Raw genomic sequence first — 19,390 nt, 5'->3', positions numbered from 1 at the left:
CGATGCCCCGCCCCGGCCGGGCAGTGCGGGACGACGTGCCCGGCCGCGAAGCCCGGCCGCGGCCAGGTGCCGGCCGGCGGGGTCTGCGCTCAGTCGAGGACCGCGACGGCCTCCAGGGTATCCGCGAGCGGGTACGGCTTCGCAAGCCCCAGCGGGTCACGCTGCATGGGTGGAGTTTCCGCCAGTTGGGCGGCTTCATCGACTACAAGGCGGCCCGGGCCGGTGTCGCCGTCATCCACGTCGATCCGTCCTACACCTCACAGCAGTGCTCGCAGTGCGGGCACGTGGACCGGCGCAACCGGCCCGGCCAGGCTACCTTCTCCTGCACGTCGTGCGGCTTCGCTGAGCACGCCGACGTCAACGCAGCCCGCAACATCGCCGCACGCGGTGAGACGGGCTGGGCAGTGAGTCACGCTGCCTGACGCGGACCAGACCGTGCACCCCATGTACGGCGAGGAGCTGCAAGCTCGGTCGTTCACGGCCGAGAAGCTGACGGCTGGTCGTAGTGGCCGGCGGCGATGTCCTCCAGCAGGGTGGGGCCGGTGGGCCGCCAGCCGAGCAGGTCGCGCGTGATCGTGCTCGTGGCGGGGACGTCGGCCGACAGGAAGCGGCCGACGAACGGGATGTCGCCGGCGAGCTGCTCCGCCGGGGCCGAGATCGCGGGCACGCCGAGGCGGCCTGCCAGCGCTTCGGCGATGCTGCGGACGCTCACGCCCTCCTCGGCGGCGGCGTGCAGGATCGAGCCCGCGGGGGCGTTCTCCAGGCCGAGCCGGACCAGGCGGGCGGCGTCGGACCGGTGCACGGCCGGCCAGTGCTGCCGCCCCTCGCCGGGATAGGCGCAGGCTCCGCGCTGCCTGGCGGCCCGCGCGACGATGGAGATGAATCCGTGGTCGCCCTCGCCGTGGACGGTCGGGGCGAAGCGGACGGGCACGACCCGTACACCACGGGCGGCGTAGCTCAGGGCGAGGTTCTCGGCGCCGCCGCGCGGTGAGCCGGGGCCGACGGCGGGGCTGAGGTCCCGCTCTGTCAGCGCGCGTCCGAGGCCGGGTATGGCCAGGCCGCTCGCCAGGACGAACGGCCGGCCGGACTCCGCGAGCGTGTCGCTGATGACCTGCACCGAGGCCCGTTCGGCCTGGTCGGAGAGCTCGGGGTGGGCCCAGTCGTGCTTGTTGGCGAGGTGGACGACGCCGTCGGCCGCGTCCGCGCCCTCGCGGATCAGGTCGAGGTCGTCCAGGTCGCCGCGGTGGACTGCGGCCCCGAGATCCTTGACGACGGAGGCCGAGGCGTCGGAGCGGGCCAGGCCGGTCACCGTGTGACCGCCGGCGATGAGCTCGGCGACGACGGCGCGGCCGATGAACCCGGATGCTCCGGTGACGAAGACGTGCATGGGGTGCGCTCGCTTCTCTCTTGATGTCATGAACTGACATCACTCATCCTAGCGCCGATGTCAGACACTGTCATCACCGGCGGTACGGCTACGATCCGGACATGGCACGTTGGGCACCCGGGGCATCAGAGCGGCTGCAGCGGGCGGCGATGCAGCTGTTCGCCGAGGACGGGTTCGAGGCGACGACCGTGGCCGGGATCGCCGGGCGGGCCGGGGTGACCGAGCGCACGTTCTTCCGGCACTTCACGGACAAACGCGAGGTGCTGTTCGCCGGTGAGGAGCTGCTCCAGCAGGTCTTCGTGGAAGCGATCGCCGACGCGCCCGCCGGCGAGTCCGTGGCCGGTCCGCTCGTCGCGGCGCTCGACGCCGGGGGCCGGGCCCTCCAGGAGGCGCGAGGCCGTGACTACGCCCGCGCGCGCAACGAGATCATCATGGCGAACGAGCAGTTGCGCGAGCGCGAGCTGCTCAAGCTGGCCAAGCTCGCCCAGGCCGTGACCGCCGCGCTCGTCGCCCGCGGCGTCGCCCACGTCAGCGCCGGCCTGGCCGGCGAACTGGCCGTCCTGGTGTTCAGGACGGCCTTCGACCGGTGGATCGCCCCAGGAGAGACGCGCGACCTGGTCGCGTTGCAGCGCGAGGGGTTCGCCGCGATCAGCGACCTGACCCGTGCGAAGACCTGACCGCATGCCCGACGATGACGAGGCCTCGCAGTCCTTGCTCGACCACCCGGTCTCACAACATGAGAGCGCTCCAGCAGTGACGAGGGTGGCGCCTGACTGATAGGTCGCCCATAATCGAGATTACGGCCGTTTCTGCAGTTTGTACGTTTATGGAGACGGAGCACCGTTGATTGAATTCCGCGTACTGGGGCATCTCCAAGTGCTTAACGCAGGAAATCAACTGAAACTCACAGGCGAAATGCGGTGCCGGCTGCTGGCTGTGCTGTTGTCCGAGGCGAATCGGCCGGTGCGAGTGGACGTCCTCATAGATGCGCTATGGGACGGCGAACCGCCTCGGAGCGCTCGTAAAGGTTTACAGGTCTATGTTCACCGTCTCCGGCGCACGGTGGGCCTGGCCGATCGCATCAACTACGGCAGCAACTCCTATTCGATCTGGGTTGAAACGGCGGAGTTGGACGCAATGCGTTTCACGGACCTCGTGCGAAGGGCACGCATCGCACAACGCGCCGGTTACCTGGAGGAAGCGAGCGGTCTGTATCGTGCGGGGCTGGACTTGTGGCGGGGGCCAGCCTATGCCGACATTCACTCGGTCATTACGGAGTCTCACCGGCTGGAAGAATTGCGTCTCCAGGCGTGGGAGGATTGCTTCGACGTCGAACTGATGCTCGGCAGGCGAGATGACATGATCACTGAACTGACCATGCTCATCGCGGAGCACCCGTTCAGGGAGCGGCTCCGAGCTCAGCTTATGGCAGCGCTCTACAAGGCCGAGCGGCAGGCCGAGGCGCTCAAGGTCTTCCACGAGACCCGGACGCTGTTCGCCGACGAGTTCGGCATAGCGCCCGGCGCTCGGTTGCACGCACTGCACTCGTGGATACGCGAGGCCGTCTCGGCCCGGGCGGGCCAGGACTTGCGGTGTCCTTCCTCTCTGCTCGGCTTCGTGGGACGGGCGGAGGACCTCTATTGGCTGTCGGCGCTGCTCAATCACGGTGACGGCTCGGAGCCTGTGAACGTAGAAGGTCCCTCCAGCGGTTGACTGTAAACGACTACAGGCGGCGTGACATGCGTCGCCGGATCGGCTTCTCGACCAGCTCGCCACTGATGAAGGCGTACAGAAGGGTCAGGACGGTGATCGTCGCGAGATTCATCGCGAATCCTCCTGTCCATCCCTGTTGTCCGGTCAGCGCATACCAGGTGTCAATGGCGATGAACTGCCACAGGAAGATCCCGTAAGAGATGCCGCCGAGCATGCCCACGGGACGGTTCGCCAGCAGCCTGCGTACGAGACCGGGGGATGACGTAAGCGCGGCCGGCGCCACCAGCGAGATGGAGATGACCGCGTACAGGGCCTGCTCGGCCAGGCTCGTCGCCAGATCAGAGGGGGCGACGTAGCGGCCGCCCGTCACGGGCGTCGAGGCCAGCGCGTACGCCGCTCCCGCGATGATCCAGCAAATCCACCACCATCGCGTGAGCGTACGCCGGACCTCCTCCCGCATGGACGACAGCCATACCATGACGACCGCCAGCGCCATACCACCCGCGAAACACGCCCCGTAGCGGGGCAACCAAAGCTGCATATAGCCAGTGCCCACAGGCGAGAACTGAACGAGCGTCCAGACGAACGACGCCAGCGCGACTCCCGTGACCGCGACGAGTTGTCGTTTCGCGCGGTCAGCCACTCCCGTAGCGCCTCCGGACAACCAAGAGAGCAGCAACGCCATCAGCGGCAACGTGAGATAGAAAGCCGCCTCCACCGACAGGCTCCACATCTGCATCAGTCCCGGCGGGCCGGTACTGTTCCACCATGGCGCGGTGTCGTAGTTGTGGGTCAGCGTCAGGAGCTTCAGCCAGGTCCACAGATCGCCGACGTGTTCGCGTGACCAGCCGAAGATGGCTACCACGACGACGATCCAGTAAAGAGGCAGGATGCGTAGCGCGCGCCGGATCAGATAGTCACGCGAGCCAGGAGGCCGCTCGCCGGTCAGTGAGGCGAACGCCCACGGCCGGTACAACAGCAGCCCGGAAAGCACGAAGAAGATCGATACGGCGACGTCCAATCTCGACAGCAGAGCTCCGGCAATACCGTCCTGCAGCGCCAACCCCGTCTGCAGCGCCACGTGATAAATCAAGATCATCAGGGCGGCCAGTGCCCTGATGCCGTCGAGGGCGTGGACCCTCGCGAGGACGATGGGCCCTCGCGGCGGCACGCCCGTAGGCCGATGGATCTGGTCAGAGGACATCATCCAGCGTTCCGTCGAGCCAGGCGGCCAGGGCCCTGGGGTCCTGCCGGGGTCCTTGCAGGTCGCCGATATGGTTGTACACCGCACGCACCAGTTGGGGTTGCGTCGCCAACGAGCCCGAACAGCCGCTGCCCTGCAGCGCCAAGGCGAGACCCGCCCAGTCCGTGACGTCGTCTGATCCTGCCACGATGCGCTCGGCGTAGAGGCGAGCGGCCGTCGTGTGGTCGGCGTGTATAAAGGCCAGGTCGGCATCGTTCGCGTCCCGCACTTCCGCCTTCAGATCCGCGTAGAGCCGCTCACCGGACTGCGGCGACCGGGCCTCCACGTATCGCAGTTTCAGCCGGATGTAGCTCGGGCTGACGCCGAGCCACTGCCGTATGACCTGCTCTGTTGCGCCCGCAGCGTGGGGCGCGGGCTCACCGGCGATCCACGCCTTGGCCAGGCGCAGGAGGGTGTCCGCGTGGTGGTGGAGGTTGTTCAACTTCCAGAGGAGCCGGTGGTCGAGGATCGCCGCCCGCGCCCACGTCGCGTACGGCTCGGGTACTTCCTCGTCGGCGCCCCAGCTCCGTAGCGTGGCGTCCATGCTGGCGACGAATGCAAGGCCGTCCGTGTTGAGCATGCCCGACTCCAGCAGGGTGCCGGTGCCGATGAGGCACTGCTCCCGTGCCATCGCGAATTGGAAATGTGGGTACGCACGGCTCGTACCCTGGTCGAGGTGGCGGTGCTGCCGCCAGAAGTCGGTGATGCCGAAGAAGGCGTACGTCGCGTGCAGCAGGCCGTGCACCGGCCGGGCGTCGCTGCGGGCGGGAGAGTAATAGAGTCTGCCGTCGTCCTCGTGGAGAAGAGGACACAGGTCGAGCAGCGCATTGAGCTTGGAATGCTGTGCCTCGTGAACGAGGGTCTCGGCGAGAGTACCGGGATGATCGCACTCGGTGAGCTGGACCGCGCCGAACGCGTCGCGGGTGGACGCGCTCTCACCCTCGCGCTCCGCCTGCGGGATGAGTGTCGCCAGCACCTCGGCCGTGGAGACGGCACGCTTGTGACTCACGGCAACCATGAGTATCCATGTCCTGCGCACTCGGTCGGACCAGCGGCCGACGGCGTCCGCGTCCAGCCGGCCGGCCACGCCCGTGCGCATAGCCCGGTCCGGCCCGAGGTCGTCCAGATCCACCTTCAGGCGTACGCCCGCGCTCTCTGCCGTGATCTCACGTAGCCCGAGCCATCCCGGGCTGTCCTCGCGGTGGTCGGCAGGCAGCTTGACCGTGGTGTCACCTGAGGTGAGTGACGCTCCCTGCCCATCGTTGCGGATGGTCACGCTGCCGCTCGTGGGAAAGCACGCCTGGCCGAACGTGGGCAGCAGGAGGGCGCCTCGCCGCAAGGGAGCCGCCAGCTCGAACTCGATCCCGGCCCTGATCGCCGCGGCGGCCGCCACGCCGCCCAACCCACCGAGCATCTCGCGAACGTGCCCGGGATCAGCATCGAGGTCTTGCGTCAGGCGCAGGCAGGCATGCGCCCACGCAGCGGTCTGAGGATGCAGGAGCAGGGATGTGACCACCTCCCCATGAGCCTCCTGCGCGGAGGCGAGCAGGTCATAGGCGGCTTCGTAACCCGACGCCGCGTACTCTTCCGGGTGGTTCTGTTGTCCGGCGTGCATGATCGCACGGAGGAGTAGGGCGTGTTTGCCGAGCTGGCCTACGCGGAGAATCGTCACCATGGCGAGCTCATCGCGGCCGGTGGCCAGCGCTTGGAGATCCCGGGACGTGATCATCAGAACACCGTTCATTCTTTGACGAGGGTGACTCGGTGAGGCCGGGCAGTGGTCGGAGGGTCAACGCACGACTTCTGCCGCGTCACGAAGGTCCGCGGCGATGCGCTGGGCGATGTACGTGACAAGGCGGTACAGGTCGGCGCAGTAGACGGAGGGATGGCGAAAACCGGAGCCGGCCCGGTAACGGTGCACGTAGTGACCGCCACCGCAAATGTCGCGTACCCGGCAGCCCATGCAGGTGTCGGAGAGCGCGTCCAGCCCCGCCTGCCTGGCCACCACGCCGGGGTGCTTCAGCGCGTCGTCGAAGCTGTGCGAGAAAATGTCGAAGCCGGTTGCAGTGGCTCCCTCAAACGCCGACTTCAGCGAGCAGACCTGCTCCACGGTGGCGCTCGTCTCGACTTCGATCAGCCTGATCGCGGCCAGGCCGATCACCTCGTCGTTGCTGCGCCCGCCGAGCATTTCGTCCACGACAGCGCGCAGAGTCCGCACGACGGTCTCTTCCGACGGCGCCGAGTACCACCGTTCGAAGATCGCGACCAGCCAGTCACCGTACGGGGTATGCTCCGGGTCATCCCTCCAGTGGGGCGGCGGTTCGTTCCAGTTCGCGTGCGGCAGCATGAAGTCCATCGTCGGTGGCTCGAACTCCAGCAACGCCTCATAGCTGTCCACCGGATCGTTGTCGACATCGATCGTGCACAACAGGCCGGAGAAGAGCCGGCGGTAGGACGGCCGGTTCAGCAACCTCAAGCCACGAACGACCTCCTCGTAGCTGCTGCGACCGTTGGCATGGCGGCGGTGCCTGTCGTTGGCGTGACGGTTGCCGTCCAAGCTCACGCCGACGTCGATGTCGTGCCGGTCGAACACTCGCAGGAACTCCTCGTTGAGCAGCACCGCGTTGGTCTGCACGCTCAGTCTCAGTGTGGTGTCCGAAGGCATCGCCGCTCGCAGCGTCGCGGACGCCTCATCGATGAACTGAGGGCCCGCGAGAAGTGGTTCACCGCCATGGAAGACGACACAGACCTCCGGCAGGGCATGGGCGGCGGCGTGCTCGCCGATGCGCCGTGCCGTCTGATCCAGGATCTTCGTGCTCATGGCGCCGGGACGGGTGCGCCAAGACTGATCGGCGAGCTCGTACATGTAGCAGTAGTCACACGCCAGGTTGCATCGGCCGTGGACCTTAAGGACGAACTCGCGGAACGGTGCGGATCGCCAGCCGGGGCGTGCCATGACTGTGGTGGCCCAGTCTGCGTCGGGCCACTCCCTGGAGCTTGGACGTGCCGACAGGACGATCGGAACGGGCTGCATGGGACCCCTCTCGAAATGACTGGGAGTGGGAGCGGTGCGGGGGCGCCGCTCCCACCTCCGTCAGACACGTGGTGCGACGCTGTTGAAATTGTTGAGCGGGCCCACGGTCCCCGTTTCTGAGGTCGCTCTGGCGATGGCCTGAGCCAGCACGGAGCCGTCATTCGCCTTGAGCTTGGCCAGATCCACGTTCACCGCTGCGGGCCCGTCCGATGCGGTGGTCCCGGCGTTCGCCATTCCGGCGCCGGTGATCACGCCGACGATTGCAGTCGCGGCCACTGTCGCCAGCTGGATCGTCTTCTTCTCCATGGGTCTCCCTGTATCGATTCGGACAGGCGGTTTCGCCTTCCCGCGGCCATGGTCGGACACGGTGGTTAAGTGGCGGTTGCCCCCCGGTTGAGCGTGAAGGGCACCGTCGGTTGCGTCCGGAAAGATCGTCGGGTGAAAGTGGCGGGGCAGTTGGGGGACTGCGCCGGCGCGTCGGCGACCCGTATGCGATGACCAGGTTTTCTGGACTTGCTGGTCCATTTTTTGCTCACTACCTTGTGGCCGTCCGACGATATGGCGCGAAGGCCAGGGGTTCTTTCATGCATGCGATGCGTATCAGCGAGTACGGCGGTCCCGAGGTGATGAGCTGGACCGAGCTGCCCGATCCCGTGCCAGGGCCGGGGGAGGTGCTCGTCCGGCTCGGCGTCGCCGGGGTGAACTACATGGACGTCGGCGTCCGTACGGGCCGGGCCCCCGGCTGGAGCCTGCCCGCGATCCCGGGGGTCGAGGGCGTGGGGTACGTCACCGCGCTCGGCGACGGCGTCCAGGGCCTCGCCATCGGTGACAGGGTCGCCTGGTACTACCACCAGGGCAGCTACGCGCAGCACCTCGCCGTCCCGGCGGAGTCGCTGGTGCGGGTGCCCGCCGACGTGCCGGACGAGACGGCGGCCGCGGTGATGATGCAGGGTCTCACCGCGAACCACCTCACGACCGAGACGTACCCGATCGAACCGGGCGTCACGGCGGTGGTGCACGCCGCTGCCGGGGGAGTGGGGCTCGTGCTGACCCAGCTGATCAAGGTGAGGGGCGGCACCGTGATCGGCGTGGTCTCACGGGAGGAGAAGGTGCCGGTGGCGAAGGAGGCGGGGGCCGACCACGTCATCGTCTCCAGCGGCGGCGGCTTCGAGGACCGGGTGCGGGAGCTGACCGGCGGCGAGGGCGCGCACGTGGTGTACGACGGCGGCGGGGCGGCGACGTTCCGGTCGTCGCTGTCGGCCCTGCGCCGGCACGGTGTGCACGCCTTCTACGGCCCCCTCATGGGCGTCCCCACGCTCACCCCCGCGGAGCTGCCCAACAGCGTGCTGCTGTCCCATCCGCTCGTTCGCGACCACGTGCCCGACCGGGCGGCGTTGCTCGCGCGTACGGCCGAGGTGTTCGACCTGGTCGGCAAGGGGCGGCTCAGGCCGGTGATCGGAGCGCGCCACCCCCTCGCGGAGGCGGCGCGGGCGCACGCGGACCTCGAGTCCCGCCGTACGGTCGGGAAGCTGCTGCTCCTGCCGTGAACGGCGGGTCAGCCGGCGGTCAGCCGGCTTGGGGCGCCTGCGCCCGCAACCGCGTGATCCACCAGTCGAGCGCGGTGCGCAGGTGGTGGGACTCCCCGGTGGACAACATGATCGACACCCCGCCCTGGATGGCGGCCAGCAGCGCGGCGGCGCTCTCGTCGGCGTCGACGGACAGGGGGAGCAGGTCGTTGCGCTGCAACGCCCTGATCCCGGCGGCCAGGCTCTGCTGCCATCGCCCCAGCAACTCCCTGACGATCGCCCGTGAGCCCGGCGTGTTACGTCCGACCTGGAGGAACAGGGTGTACAGCGGGCACTGGTCGCCCTGCGACTCGTAGCGCTCGACGAGCACGTCCCGCCAGCGGCACCAGGCCTCCCAGGTGTCGAGGCGGGCCAGGTGCGGCTGCTGGTCGTTCAGCACCTGCTCCGCCTCGTACCGGGCGACGGCGAGCAGCAGGGCGTCCTTGCCCTCGGGGAAGTAGTGGAAGAGCTGGCTCTTGCTCGTGCCGGTGTGCGAGCGGACGTCGTCGAGGGTGACGTCGGTGACGCCCTTCTCCCTGACCACCTCGGCGGCGCCGGCGACGATGCGGGCCCGGGTGGCCTGCCCCTTCGGCGTCAGCACACGTCGCACAGTCCCGCTCCCCACCCGCTGGATCCGGCTCCACTGTAGTGCGCCCCGGCCGGACGCCCGCGACCGACGCGGCGCCGGGCTCAGGCCATCAGTACGTCGTTCCCCCAGCGTCCACGGTGGAGGTTCCTCCAGTGGCCGTGCTGGACATGGTGGGAATCTCCATGGTGGGGCCGGGGCGCCGGCTGGTTGTCTGTGGTCATGCGAGTCATCGTGCCTGCCGCTGAAGGGCGGGCGGTCAAGGTCGGCGCTGGTCAGCGCGTACGGGTCACCGATCTCGAGGGGAGTCAGGTGGGTGATCTGTTCGTGTTCGCCGCCGGCGACCTGACCGAGCATCTCAGCGCGTCCCACACCCGGGCCGTCACCAGCCGCCTGTTCCCGGCGGTGGGCGAGCAGTTCGTGACCGATCGGCGCAGGCCGATCCTCACCCTGGTGGAGGACACCTCGCCGGGCGTGCACGACATGCTCATCGCGGCCTGCGATCCCGCGCGCTACCGGGCCCTGGGGGTGAGCGGATTCCACGCCTCGTGCGCGGACAACCTGCGACGGAGCCTGGCCTCGCTGGATCTGGCGAGTGCGCACACTCCGCAGCCGGTCAACCTGTTCATGAGGATCCCGGTGTCGGGCGACGGCCGGCTGAGCTGGCTGAGCGCGATCAGCCGGCCGGGTGACGCGATCACGTTCGAGGCGGCCATGGACTGCGTCCTCGCCGTTTCCGCCTGCCCTCAGGACCTGGTGGAGGTCAACGGCCCGCGGCCGACGTCATTGGCGATCGATCTCCTCAGCGACCACAACCCACGAGCCAAGGAACCAGCACAATGAACGACGTACAGCACCCTGCCCTGCGCCCCGAGACCATCGGCGGGCTGAGCCTGGCCAACCGGCTGGCGGTGGCGCCCATGACGAGGGTGTCGGCCGCCTCCGACGGCACGCCGACAGAAGACATGGCCGGCTACTACGCGGCTTTCGCCCGCGGCGGGTTCGGCCTCGTCGTGACCGAGGGCACCTACACCGACACCCGGCACAGCCAGGGATATCTCAACCAGCCGGGCATGGTCAGCGACGGCCACGAGGCCGGCTGGCGGGAGATCGCGGGCGAGGTGCGCGGCGCCGGCGCGGCGTTCGTGCTCCAGTTGATGCACGCGGGCGCGCTGTCGCAGGGCAACCGCTACCGTGACGACACGGTGGCGCCGTCGGCGGTGCCGCCGCGCGGGGAGAAGATGCCCGAGTACGGCGGGCACGGGCCCTGGGCCACACCCCGCTCGATGAGCCAGGACGACATCGACCAGGTGGTGCGGGGCTTCGTGGCCTCGGCCGTCCGCGCCGAACGGGCCGGGTTCGACGGGGTGGAGGTGCACGGCGCCAACGGCTACCTGATCGACCAGTTCCTGACCGGTTACACCAACACCCGTGACGATCGATACGGTGGCTCGGTCTCCCGCCGGGTACGACTGGCAGCGGAGATCGTCTCCGCCATCCGGGCGGAGGTCGGCCCGCGCTTCTGCGTGGGGATCCGGTTGTCCCAGGGCAAGGTCAACGATCACACCCACCGATGGGCGGGCGGAACCAGGGACGCGGAGATCATCTTCGCGGCGCTCGCCGAGGCGGGCGCGAGCTACCTGCACATCGCCAGCGAAGGACGCGACTGGGTGGAGACGGCGACCCTCGACGGGGGAATGACGATCACGGGCCTGGCCAGGAAGGTGACCGGGCTGCCGGTGCTGGCGAACGGCGGCATGCACGACGTCGGCCGGGCGAGCACGGTGCTGACGGACGGCCACGCCGACGTGCTGGCCCTGGGCCGGGGCGCGCTCGCCAACCCGGACTTCCCGCGGCGCCTGGCCCAGGGGCTGCCCATGGCGGACTTCGACCACCGCATGCTCCAGCCGATGGCGACACTGGCCAACGCCCGGCTGTGGCGGCCCGCGGCCACGGCGGCGGTGTGAGCGCGGCTTCCGGGCCCGGCGGTGAGGGCGGCGGTGTGAGCGCGACCTCCGAGGGGCAGGGCGGGCGTGCGGCGTTCGCCGCGGTGGTCACGCTGACCTTCGACGTGGACGCCGAGACGCCCGTGCTGGCGCAGGGCCGGCGTTACGCCGCTCACGCGAGCACGATGTCCCATCAGGCGTACGGGCCCGAGGTCGGCCTGCCGCGCATCCTGGACCTCCTCGACGAGATGTCCGTGCCGGCCACGTTCTTCGTACCCGGCTGGGTGGCCGAGCACCGCCCGTGGCTGGCGCCGTCGATCACCGAACGGGGCCACGAGGTGGCGCACCATTCCTACAGCCATCGCCCGCCCACGTCGATGACGGCCGAGGAGGAGCGCGCCGACTTCGAGCGGGCCCTGGCCGTCTTCGACCGCCAGGGCATCGAGATCCGGGGGCATCGCGCCGCCTTGTGGGAGGCGTCATGGCAGACCGGCGGCCTGGTCGCGGAGCACGGGCTGCGCTACGACTCCTCCCTCATGGGTGACGACCGGCCGTACAAGGTGCGTACGCCGGCGGGTGAGATCGTCGAGCTCCCCGTGCACTGGTCGCTCGACGACTGGGAGCAGTACGCGTTCCTGCCGGCCCCGCATGTCGGCTCGGTCATCGAGTCCCCGGTGAAGGTGCTGGAGCTGTGGCAGGCCGAGCTGGACGGGATGCGCCACTACGGCGGCCTGTTCAACCTGTGCCTGCATCCGTTCCTGTCGGGGCGGCCCGGGCGGGCGCTGGCGTTGCGGCGGTTCCTGGAGTACGCGCGCGGCTGCGCGGACGTGTCGTTCGCCCGCTGCCGTGACGTCGCCGAGTCGGCCCGCACGGAGGCCGGGCTGGCCGTGCGCGACCTCCACCCGCCCGAGGCCTCCCCGGACGTCTACGCGGACTGACCTCAGTCCATCGCGTCGATGGTCAGTGCCAGGAACAGGTCGACCCGGTCCTCGGTGCGCGCCACGTCCCTGCCGGTGAGCTCGGTGACCTTGGCCAGGCGGTTGCGCAGGGTGTTGACGTGCACGTGCAGCGCCGCGGCCGTCGCCGACCACTGCCCGTCGTGATCGAGGAACGTGCGCAGTGTCAGCTCCAGGTCGCCGCCCCGCCGCGCGTCGTGGTCCTTCAGCGGATCGAGGAGCCCGGCGGAGAACCGGCGAGACGTCTGCGCGTCGAGCAGCCCGATCAGCAGCCGGTGTGTGCCCAGCTGCGAGAAAGCCCGCACCCGGGGGCCGGTGCGGGTGCGGGTGAGCACGCGGCAGGCCTCCCTGGACTGCAGCAGCGCGGGCCGCAGCTCGGCCGCGTGCGAGGCGATGCCGCCGAGGCCGGCGACCGGGCGCAGGCCGGGAAAGCGCCGTTCGACCTCGCGCACCAGCCGCTGCGCCAGCGGTGGCAGCCCGTCTTCCTGACGGCGCCACGGCAGCACGGCGACGACGTCCTGCGTGCCGCCGGCGACCACCACCGGCACCCCCTCGGCGGCGAAGAACTCGCCGATCGCCTCGGCGAGCCCGTGCAGCGTCGCGGTCTCGTGCTGCGCGAACGCCACGGAGCACACGGCCAGCGGGCCACCCGGGTCCACGCCGAAGGCGCGCAGCCTGCCGGGGACCTCGCCGGCCCGGCTGCCCCCTGACAGCACCATCTCCAGGAGCTCGCTGGCGAAGCGCATCTCGATCGCCTGCACGGCCTGCTGCTTGGCGACCTCGAGGCTGAGGAATCTGGCCGCCTGCTCAAGCCCTTCCCGCTCGGCCGAGGTCAGCCGGCGCAGGGGGCGCAGGCAGATGAGGGCGGCGTCGATGTCGCCGACGGCGCCCACGGGAAACAGCGCCGCACGCCCCGCCTCACCCAGCTCCACCTCAAGAGCGGGCGGATGTTTGGCCAGCCCCGTGGCGACGGCGTGCAGCTGGTCCGCGTCGAGGTCGGTGCCTGCCGTCCCGAGCGAGCGGCCCATCCTGTCGACCACCGCGAGGGGCAGGTCGTAGTCATGCCGCAGAACGTTCAGCACCCCGCCGGCGCCGGCTCCCCGGGAGATGGCCGTGGCCAGCGCGTCACCCCGGCGCACCATGCCGACCAGGGCCTGCTTCCGCTCGTCGGCCAGCATGTCGGCGACAGCCTGGGAGACCGCCGTGAACGGCACCTCGATGGAGATCTCCAGCAGCGGCACGTCCTCTTCCCTGCAGGCGTCGACCAGGTCCCGCGGTGTGGCGGACAGCTCGGCACGCAGGCCGAAGACGATGCCGCTGCCGCCGGCGCCCTTGACGCTCCTGACGAACTGGGCGGGCGACACCTGGCCGAGCCACAAGCCGTTGGTCAGGACGAGCTCCCCCTCGTGCACGTAAGGGGACGGGTCGGGCAGCTCGGTGTTGTGCACCCAGGCGACCGGCGCGTCCATCGCGCCCGGCCTGCCCGGGACCAGCACCGTGAGACCGAGGGACGAACGTTCCGCCAAGGAACGAAGCGTGAACACGGTGTGACTATATCCAGGGGAACGCGGCATTCATGGAGATCCCTCTATCGAGGCTCACTCCTGGCGGGCGAGCCGCGGTTGGCGCAGCCGTGCCGCGGCCACGGCGAGCAGCGCGACGGCGGCCAGCGCGAAGACGGTGTTCCCCGCGAGGTCGATCGCCGGCTCCACGGGTACGGCGGGAGGCTGCGGGAAGGCGTGCCAGGCGTAGGTGAGCACGCCGCCGGCCGCCAGCGCGAACGTCTGGCCGGCCCCCCATCCGGGCCGCCGGGACCAGCGGGTCACCAGGACGCAGACCGCGGCGTACACGGTGAGGTTGACGACGACGACCACCCACGCGCCCAGCATGTCGAGCGCCAGGGCCGCCAGCCAGAACACCGCCCCGGCCGCCAGGGAGAAACCGAGCGTCGGCCACGGCCCCGGAGCCTGTCCCCCTGCCCCGGTGACCGGGCGCCGGCGACGCAGGCCGAGCAGGACCAGCAGCCCGGCCAGTACGATCACGCCCGCGACCTGCGCGGGGGAGGGCTGGTGCGCGGCCGGGTCGAACAGGGCGGCGGCCACCGCCCCGACCACGAACAGCAGCCCGGCCACCACCAGCCCGGGAAGACGCAGCCACGGCTCCGCCGCCCTGGCCGGCACGAAGGACTCCACGACCGCGATCGGGACGCAGATGCTGCCCGCCGCGTGCACCCCGCCCAGCACGAACGTCACCCACCAGGCGCTCACCTCCACGCCGGAAATCCACGCGTACGAGGTGAGGTCCATCCCCGCGTAGCCGGGGTTGAACAGGGACCGCGTGACCAGGCCCTCCTCCACGAGGGCGTAGGCGACGGCGAGCAGGACGATGCCCGGCCAGCCGGCGCCCCGGCGCCTGGCCAGCTCACGGACGAGCAGCGCGCCGCCCCCGTACAGCGGGGCCAGGGTGATGAGCGCGAACAGCATGGTGACGGGCAGGTTGCCCAGCAGGAACTCGCCGATCAACGGCGACAACAGGAAGAGCCCGAGCGCGGGCGCGATACGTCCAGCCATGCCTCCAGCCTCGCCAGGCCAGAGCGTGGCCGGTAGTGACGTTCGTCAGAGCCCGTCCTCGAAGCGGTCGTCAGGGCCGGTCGTCAGGGCCGGTCGTCAGGGCCGGTCCTGGGAGTCGCTCTCAGAGCCAGCCCTTCGACTCGGCGGTGCGCGCCGCCTCCGCCCGGTTGCGTGCGCCGAGCTTGCCGATGGCCGACGACAGGTAGTTGCGTACGGTGCCGTCGGACAGGTAGAGACGGCGGGCGATGTCGGCGATGGTGCCGCCCTCGTTGGCGGCACGCAGGACGTCGCGTTCGCGGCCCGTGAGCGGGTTCGACCCGGCGGAGAGGCTGGCGGCGGAGAGCTTGCGGTCGAACACCCGCTCCCCGGCGTGCACCCGCCGGACGGCGTCCGCCAGTTCCCCGGCCCGGGCGTCCTTGACCACGTATCCGGAGACGCCGGCGTCCATGGCCCGCCGCAGATATCCGGGGCGGCCGAAGGTGGTCAGGATGATCACGCGTACGCCGGTGAGCCCGGCCGCGGCGCTGAGACCGTCGAGGCCCGGCATCTCGATGTCGAGCAGTACGACGTCCGGACGGAACCGGGCGACGGCGCCCGCCACCTCGTCGCCGCGGCCGACCTGGCCGACGACCTCGAGGTCGGGCTCCAGGCCGAGCAGCGCCGCCAGCGCCTCGCGTACGAGATGCTGATCGTCGGCCAGCAGAACCCGGATCATGTCACCTCCGCCACACCCGCCCGCCGGCCGCGCTCGGAGCGATCACCATACTCACCGCGGTCACCGTGTCCGTCGCTTCCGCCGTGTCCGTCGTTTCGGCCGTGTCCGCCGTGGTCATCGTGGCCATCGTGTCCGTCGAATATGGGCAGCCGGGCGGTCAGCAGGAAGCCGCCGCCCTCCGCGGGGCCGCAGTGAAGGGCGCCACCCGCCACGTGGACGCGTTCGGCGAGCCCGCGCAGCCCGTTGCCGCAGGCGTCCGGGGTGCCAGGGGTGTCCGCGGGTCCGCGGCCGTCGTCGTACACCTCCGCGTACGCCTGCCCGTCCTCGACGCCGAGGCGGATGCGGCAGTGGCGGGCGCCGCTGTGGCGGACGACGTTGGTCGTGGCCTCCCTGACCACCCACGCCAGGACCGGCTCGGCGTCGGCGGGGACTGGGCCGGCCCCCACGTCCAGCCGCACGCCCGCGGTGCCGAGCGCGCGGCGGGCGCCGTCCAGTTCTCCGGGCAGGGACGGCTCCCGGTAGCCCCCGATCGCTTCACGCACGTCGGACAACGCCTGCCGGGAGAGCTCCTCGACCTCCTCCATCTCCGCTCTGGCCCGTTCGGGGTCGGCCGTGGCGAGCCTGGCCGCGAGCTGGCTCTTCACCGTCATCACGGCCAGTCTGTGACCGAGGAGGTCGTGCATGTCGCGGGCGAAGCGCAGGCGCTCGTTGTCCACGGCCAGCCGCTCGACCTCGACGTTGGCCTCGCTCAGCGCCTTGTTCGCGGCGTTGAGCTGGAGGAAGGCGCGCATGGCCACGGTGAACACGACGGTCTGCAACGGCATCCACCAGAACTCGGCCGGCGACTTCCCGAGCAGCAGCAGGGCCGGCACGATGGCCACGACCACCGCCCCGCCCACCGCCGGCAGGGCCCGCACGGGCAGCGCCGTGGCCGCCGCGGTGATGAGGAAGTACGACGTCGCGAACACCCACATCTCGCCCAATACCGGCACCATCGCGGCCGCGACCAGGAAGAGCAGGATCAGGCTGTACGGCGTCGCGTTGCGGTGGGGGTGGTCCAGCGCCGTCCACACGACCCTCAGATAGAGGGCGGCGAAAGACGCCAGACCGGCGACCATCAGCCCGGCCGTGACGCCCGACGGGCCGGAGCCCAGGAACCCGGGCACCGGCCACAGCAGGACGACGAGATAGACGGAGGTCCACAGCCGGCCCTTCATGCGCCCCACCCTAGCCAGGTGCTCCTCCCACCGAATCCTGACGAATGTCACAATGTCGGCGCCTGGTCGCTCGCCCAGGACGGCCGGCGCCACTGTGCTCTGCTCGGGCGCAGACCCCTCTCCTGCGCAGTGGCCGGTCGCAGCCGACAGCGTCTTCCGGGATGAGCCGGGGGCGCCGGCGGGGAAGGGCGCCCCAGGGGTCAACCGGCCGTACTCACCTCATCCGAACGACTGCCAGGTGCCGGCGAGGCCCTGCTGCTCGATCCCTCGCGCCTTCCAGTCGCAGACCCCGCCGGGGAAGATCTTCCGCAGCCGGTCGAGCTGGGGCTCCGTCAGAGGAGTCCCGTACGCGGCGGGATCGACCGGCCGGAGCCGGCACTTGACGACGTCGCCCGCCATCGAGGCGCCCGCGACGAGCCGCGGCGAGGTCCACACCGGGTACAGCGTGTTGCAGGTGGTCGTGCCGTTGCCGGCGACCTGGCGTTCGGTGATCTTGCGGGGTTCGGGGTCGCGGGTCCAGCAGGCGTCCGTGAGCTCGCGTGGCTTGTTCCGCACCACCTTGTCGAGCGGGCGGCCGGGACGGTGGTCGGCGCCGATCGCGGTGAGCCACCGGTCCATCTGGGTCAGCGCGTCGAGCAGGACGGGGCTGTTGAGCGAGAACCCGCCGTACCGGTTGTCCTCGACGAGCATGACCTGGTTGGCGTGGGTGCCGTTCGCCTTCTGCAGCCGCTCCCGGGTGGAGAACGAGTGGAAGCGCATGTGGATGTCCCCGCCCTGCGCGTCGTCGGTGTAGGCGCGGTAGTCGATCATCGGCATGCGCGCCAGGCCGGCGCCGGCGTTGAGCAGCCGCCCGCTCCGGTACGCCGCCCGCGTCGCTGCCAGGTCGGCCTCCGTGCGCCCCGGCACATGGTTCGCGTCGGCGTCGAAACCGCCGATCCCCTCGTTGAGGTCGAGGAACTGCTCGACCGTGATCGCCTTGTCACGCAGGGCGCCGAGGCCGTACTGGATGCCGGTGTTGTCCAGCGGACGGCGGGCGAACCCGGTCTGCGGATCGCGGCCGTAGACGTTGACGGTGTGGTCGTACACGTCGCACCGGGCGCCGCCCGGGTTGTCGTCCGGGTGGTAGCGCGACGACTCGGGCAACTGGCCCGGGCAGAAGATCCGCGGGTCGATCCGGCCGCCGCCCCCGGCGAGGTTCGCGATGCTCTCCCACCGTCCGAAACCGGAGACGGCCTGCTGCTGCTCCTGGCTGAAGGCGCCGGGCGCGACCTCGCGGAAGTAGTGGTCGAGCAGGCGCGCGTCGGTGATGGTGTTGACCGTGGCGAAGCCGACCTCGGGGAAGCTGCAGCCGGAGACGATGCCGTCGAGCAGGCCGGGATAGTTGTCGCCGATCTGGTGCGTCTGGTACGACCCGCCCGAGCAGCCCCAGCCGATGGTGAACCTGGGAGCGCCGTACGCCTCGATGAAGCGTTCCTTGACCATGCTCATCGTCTCGGCGGCGAGGAGATCGTTGCAGTTGTTGCCGAAGACGTTGAGCGAGGAAGACGCCACGGCGTACCCCTGGCGCAACATCCTGTCGTCCATCACGGAGCCGGTGTTGCGCCCCTGGATGTACCAGCCGCTGGAGCAGCCGCCGCCGAAGGTGTAGATCAGCCGGCCGTTCCAGCCGGGCGAGCGCCGCCACGGATCCGGCTCGGCGGCCTCGGGGTCGGCCAGCATCGACATCTCGTAGACGGCCCGGTTGACGGTGCCGGTCTCCACCCGCACGATGTACGGCACCCGGCGGCCGTCGCTCGTCGTCGTCCAGGCCAGATCGGCCGGGCGCGTCCGGTCCGCGGGCAACGGCGCGAACTTCCCGGCCGTGGTGCGGTACACGTGGTCGACGCGGGTGGCGATCGAGCAGTTCTCGTCCGCCGGCGGGCCGAGCTTGTCCCCGGTCACCGTGGTGAACGCCTCGGTGTCGCAGACGAACGGCTGCTCGTGCGGTCCCGAGAACACCGGCCCGGTGACCGGATGGTCGTCGAGAACGATGTGCGCCGCCCGGACGCCACGCGCCGTCGCCGTGAGGACGTTGCGCCCGGTCCGCAGGTCGGTCACCAGTCCTTCCAGTGCGCGGCCCCGGTCGACGGCACGGAAGCTCGCGGTCACGTCCTTCCCGTCGCGCTTCACCCGTACCTTCTTGGCGGCGACGTCGTCGGGGATGTCGAGGCGGACCAGGGCGTTCCCCGCCGACACGACCTGCGGGCGCGACGAGAGCACGGTGAAGGCGAGCCCGTCGCCCCCCTTCGGGTCCGCGGCGGTCGCCGGGGCCGAGGCGAGGGCGGTCGCGACGACGACGGCAGCCGGCAGTGAGGATAACCGGCGTACAAACGATCTCATATGGGCTTTTTACGTCATAAACGATCAATGCGCCATAGATCCCGTCGGTCGGTCCCGACGAAGCTTCGGCTGAAGGGGG

The 19,390-nt window shown here is 70.2% G+C and carries 18 protein-coding genes; 7 read left to right on the top strand and 11 right to left on the bottom strand.

The features are described from left to right. Positions 1–2 precede the first annotated feature (2 nt). Positions 3–422, top strand: a complete 420-nt coding sequence (locus tag E1295_RS02375) for an RNA-guided endonuclease InsQ/TnpB family protein (protein ID WP_425465329.1) — start codon at positions 3–5, stop codon at positions 420–422. Positions 423–475: 53 nt separating this feature from the next. Here the strand turns inward: E1295_RS02375 and E1295_RS02370 are convergent, their stop codons facing one another. Continuing rightward, positions 476–1,387: an SDR family oxidoreductase gene (locus E1295_RS02370; protein ID WP_132627969.1), complete on the bottom strand. Its 912-nt coding sequence runs from the start codon at positions 1,385–1,387 to the stop codon at positions 476–478. Positions 1,388–1,488: 101 nt separating this feature from the next. Between E1295_RS02370 and E1295_RS02365 the strand changes: the two genes are divergently transcribed. Further along, the gene (locus tag E1295_RS02365; RefSeq protein WP_132627968.1) at positions 1,489–2,064 is read left to right on the top strand and encodes a TetR/AcrR family transcriptional regulator; all 576 of its coding nucleotides are present in this window, start codon (positions 1,489–1,491) and stop codon (positions 2,062–2,064) included. A 166-nt stretch (positions 2,065–2,230) separates the two neighbouring features. Next, entirely contained in the window at positions 2,231–3,100 is an 870-nt protein-coding gene (locus E1295_RS02360) for an AfsR/SARP family transcriptional regulator (protein WP_132627967.1), read from the top strand. Between the two features lie 10 nt (positions 3,101–3,110). Here E1295_RS02360 and E1295_RS02355 read toward each other — a convergent pair whose 3' ends face one another. The 4 genes from E1295_RS02355 to E1295_RS02340 form a co-directional block, all read right to left on the bottom strand. Continuing rightward, the gene (locus E1295_RS02355) at positions 3,111–4,307 is read right to left on the bottom strand and encodes an acyltransferase family protein (protein ID WP_246079788.1); all 1,197 of its coding nucleotides are present in this window, start codon (positions 4,305–4,307) and stop codon (positions 3,111–3,113) included. After that, entirely contained in the window at positions 4,294–6,087 is a 1,794-nt protein-coding gene (locus E1295_RS02350; RefSeq protein ID WP_132627966.1) for an HEXXH motif domain-containing protein, read from the bottom strand. The genes E1295_RS02355 and E1295_RS02350 overlap by 14 nt, the downstream gene beginning before the upstream one ends. 45 nt (positions 6,088–6,132) lie before the next feature. Continuing rightward, positions 6,133–7,299, bottom strand: a complete 1,167-nt coding sequence (locus E1295_RS02345) for an FxsB family cyclophane-forming radical SAM/SPASM peptide maturase (RefSeq protein ID WP_132627990.1) — start codon at positions 7,297–7,299, stop codon at positions 6,133–6,135. A 138-nt stretch (positions 7,300–7,437) separates the two neighbouring features. After that, positions 7,438–7,683, bottom strand: a complete 246-nt coding sequence (locus E1295_RS02340; RefSeq protein ID WP_132627965.1) for a hypothetical protein — start codon at positions 7,681–7,683, stop codon at positions 7,438–7,440. Between the two features lie 287 nt (positions 7,684–7,970). On the opposite strand from E1295_RS02340, the gene E1295_RS02335 reads away from it, so the two are divergent. After that, positions 7,971–8,924, top strand: coding sequence for a quinone oxidoreductase family protein (locus E1295_RS02335; RefSeq protein ID WP_342775823.1), 954 nt, complete (start codon positions 7,971–7,973; stop codon positions 8,922–8,924). A gap of 19 nt (positions 8,925–8,943) precedes the next feature. Here the strand turns inward: E1295_RS02335 and E1295_RS02330 are convergent, their stop codons facing one another. Next, positions 8,944–9,552, bottom strand: coding sequence for a TetR/AcrR family transcriptional regulator (locus E1295_RS02330; RefSeq protein WP_132627963.1), 609 nt, complete (start codon positions 9,550–9,552; stop codon positions 8,944–8,946). A gap of 198 nt (positions 9,553–9,750) precedes the next feature. On the opposite strand from E1295_RS02330, the gene E1295_RS02325 reads away from it, so the two are divergent. Genes E1295_RS02325 through E1295_RS02315 form a run of 3 tightly spaced genes read left to right on the top strand, consistent with a single transcriptional unit; the run spans position 9,751 to position 12,412 of the window. After that, positions 9,751–10,371, top strand: coding sequence for a DUF1989 domain-containing protein (locus E1295_RS02325; RefSeq protein WP_132627962.1), 621 nt, complete (start codon positions 9,751–9,753; stop codon positions 10,369–10,371). Then, positions 10,368–11,495 (top strand): oxidoreductase, encoded by a 1,128-nt coding sequence (locus tag E1295_RS02320; RefSeq protein ID WP_132627961.1) that lies wholly within the window; start codon positions 10,368–10,370, stop codon positions 11,493–11,495. Before E1295_RS02325 ends, E1295_RS02320 begins: the two co-directional genes overlap by 4 nt. A gap of 35 nt (positions 11,496–11,530) precedes the next feature. Then, complete coding sequence (locus tag E1295_RS02315; RefSeq protein WP_132627960.1) at positions 11,531–12,412, top strand: polysaccharide deacetylase family protein; 882 nt, start codon at positions 11,531–11,533, stop codon at positions 12,410–12,412. A 2-nt stretch (positions 12,413–12,414) separates the two neighbouring features. Here E1295_RS02315 and E1295_RS02310 read toward each other — a convergent pair whose 3' ends face one another. The 5 genes from E1295_RS02310 to E1295_RS02290 all read right to left on the bottom strand — a co-directional run bounded on the left by E1295_RS02310 (position 12,415) and on the right by E1295_RS02290 (position 19,311). Further along, positions 12,415–13,974, bottom strand: a complete 1,560-nt coding sequence (locus tag E1295_RS02310; protein ID WP_220448508.1) for a PucR family transcriptional regulator — start codon at positions 13,972–13,974, stop codon at positions 12,415–12,417. Between the two features lie 54 nt (positions 13,975–14,028). Beyond that, positions 14,029–15,000, bottom strand: a complete 972-nt coding sequence (locus E1295_RS48450; protein WP_166427038.1) for a hypothetical protein — start codon at positions 14,998–15,000, stop codon at positions 14,029–14,031. A 121-nt stretch (positions 15,001–15,121) separates the two neighbouring features. Then, on the bottom strand, positions 15,122–15,715 hold the full coding sequence (locus E1295_RS02300; RefSeq protein ID WP_132627958.1) for a response regulator transcription factor: 594 nt from the start codon (positions 15,713–15,715) through the stop codon (positions 15,122–15,124). Beyond that, entirely contained in the window at positions 15,712–16,932 is a 1,221-nt protein-coding gene (locus tag E1295_RS02295; protein WP_132627957.1) for a sensor histidine kinase, read from the bottom strand. The genes E1295_RS02300 and E1295_RS02295 overlap by 4 nt, the downstream gene beginning before the upstream one ends. A 219-nt stretch (positions 16,933–17,151) precedes the next feature. After that, entirely contained in the window at positions 17,152–19,311 is a 2,160-nt protein-coding gene (locus tag E1295_RS02290) for a DUF6351 family protein (protein ID WP_132627956.1), read from the bottom strand. Between the last annotated feature and the right edge of the window lie 79 nt (positions 19,312–19,390).

Origin of the sequence: Nonomuraea mesophila (genome assembly GCF_004352805.1) — a bacterium.
GTDB classification, from domain to species: Bacteria; Actinomycetota; Actinomycetes; order Streptosporangiales; family Streptosporangiaceae; genus Nonomuraea; species Nonomuraea longispora.
This window is presented reverse-complemented; position numbering and strand designations above follow the sequence as displayed.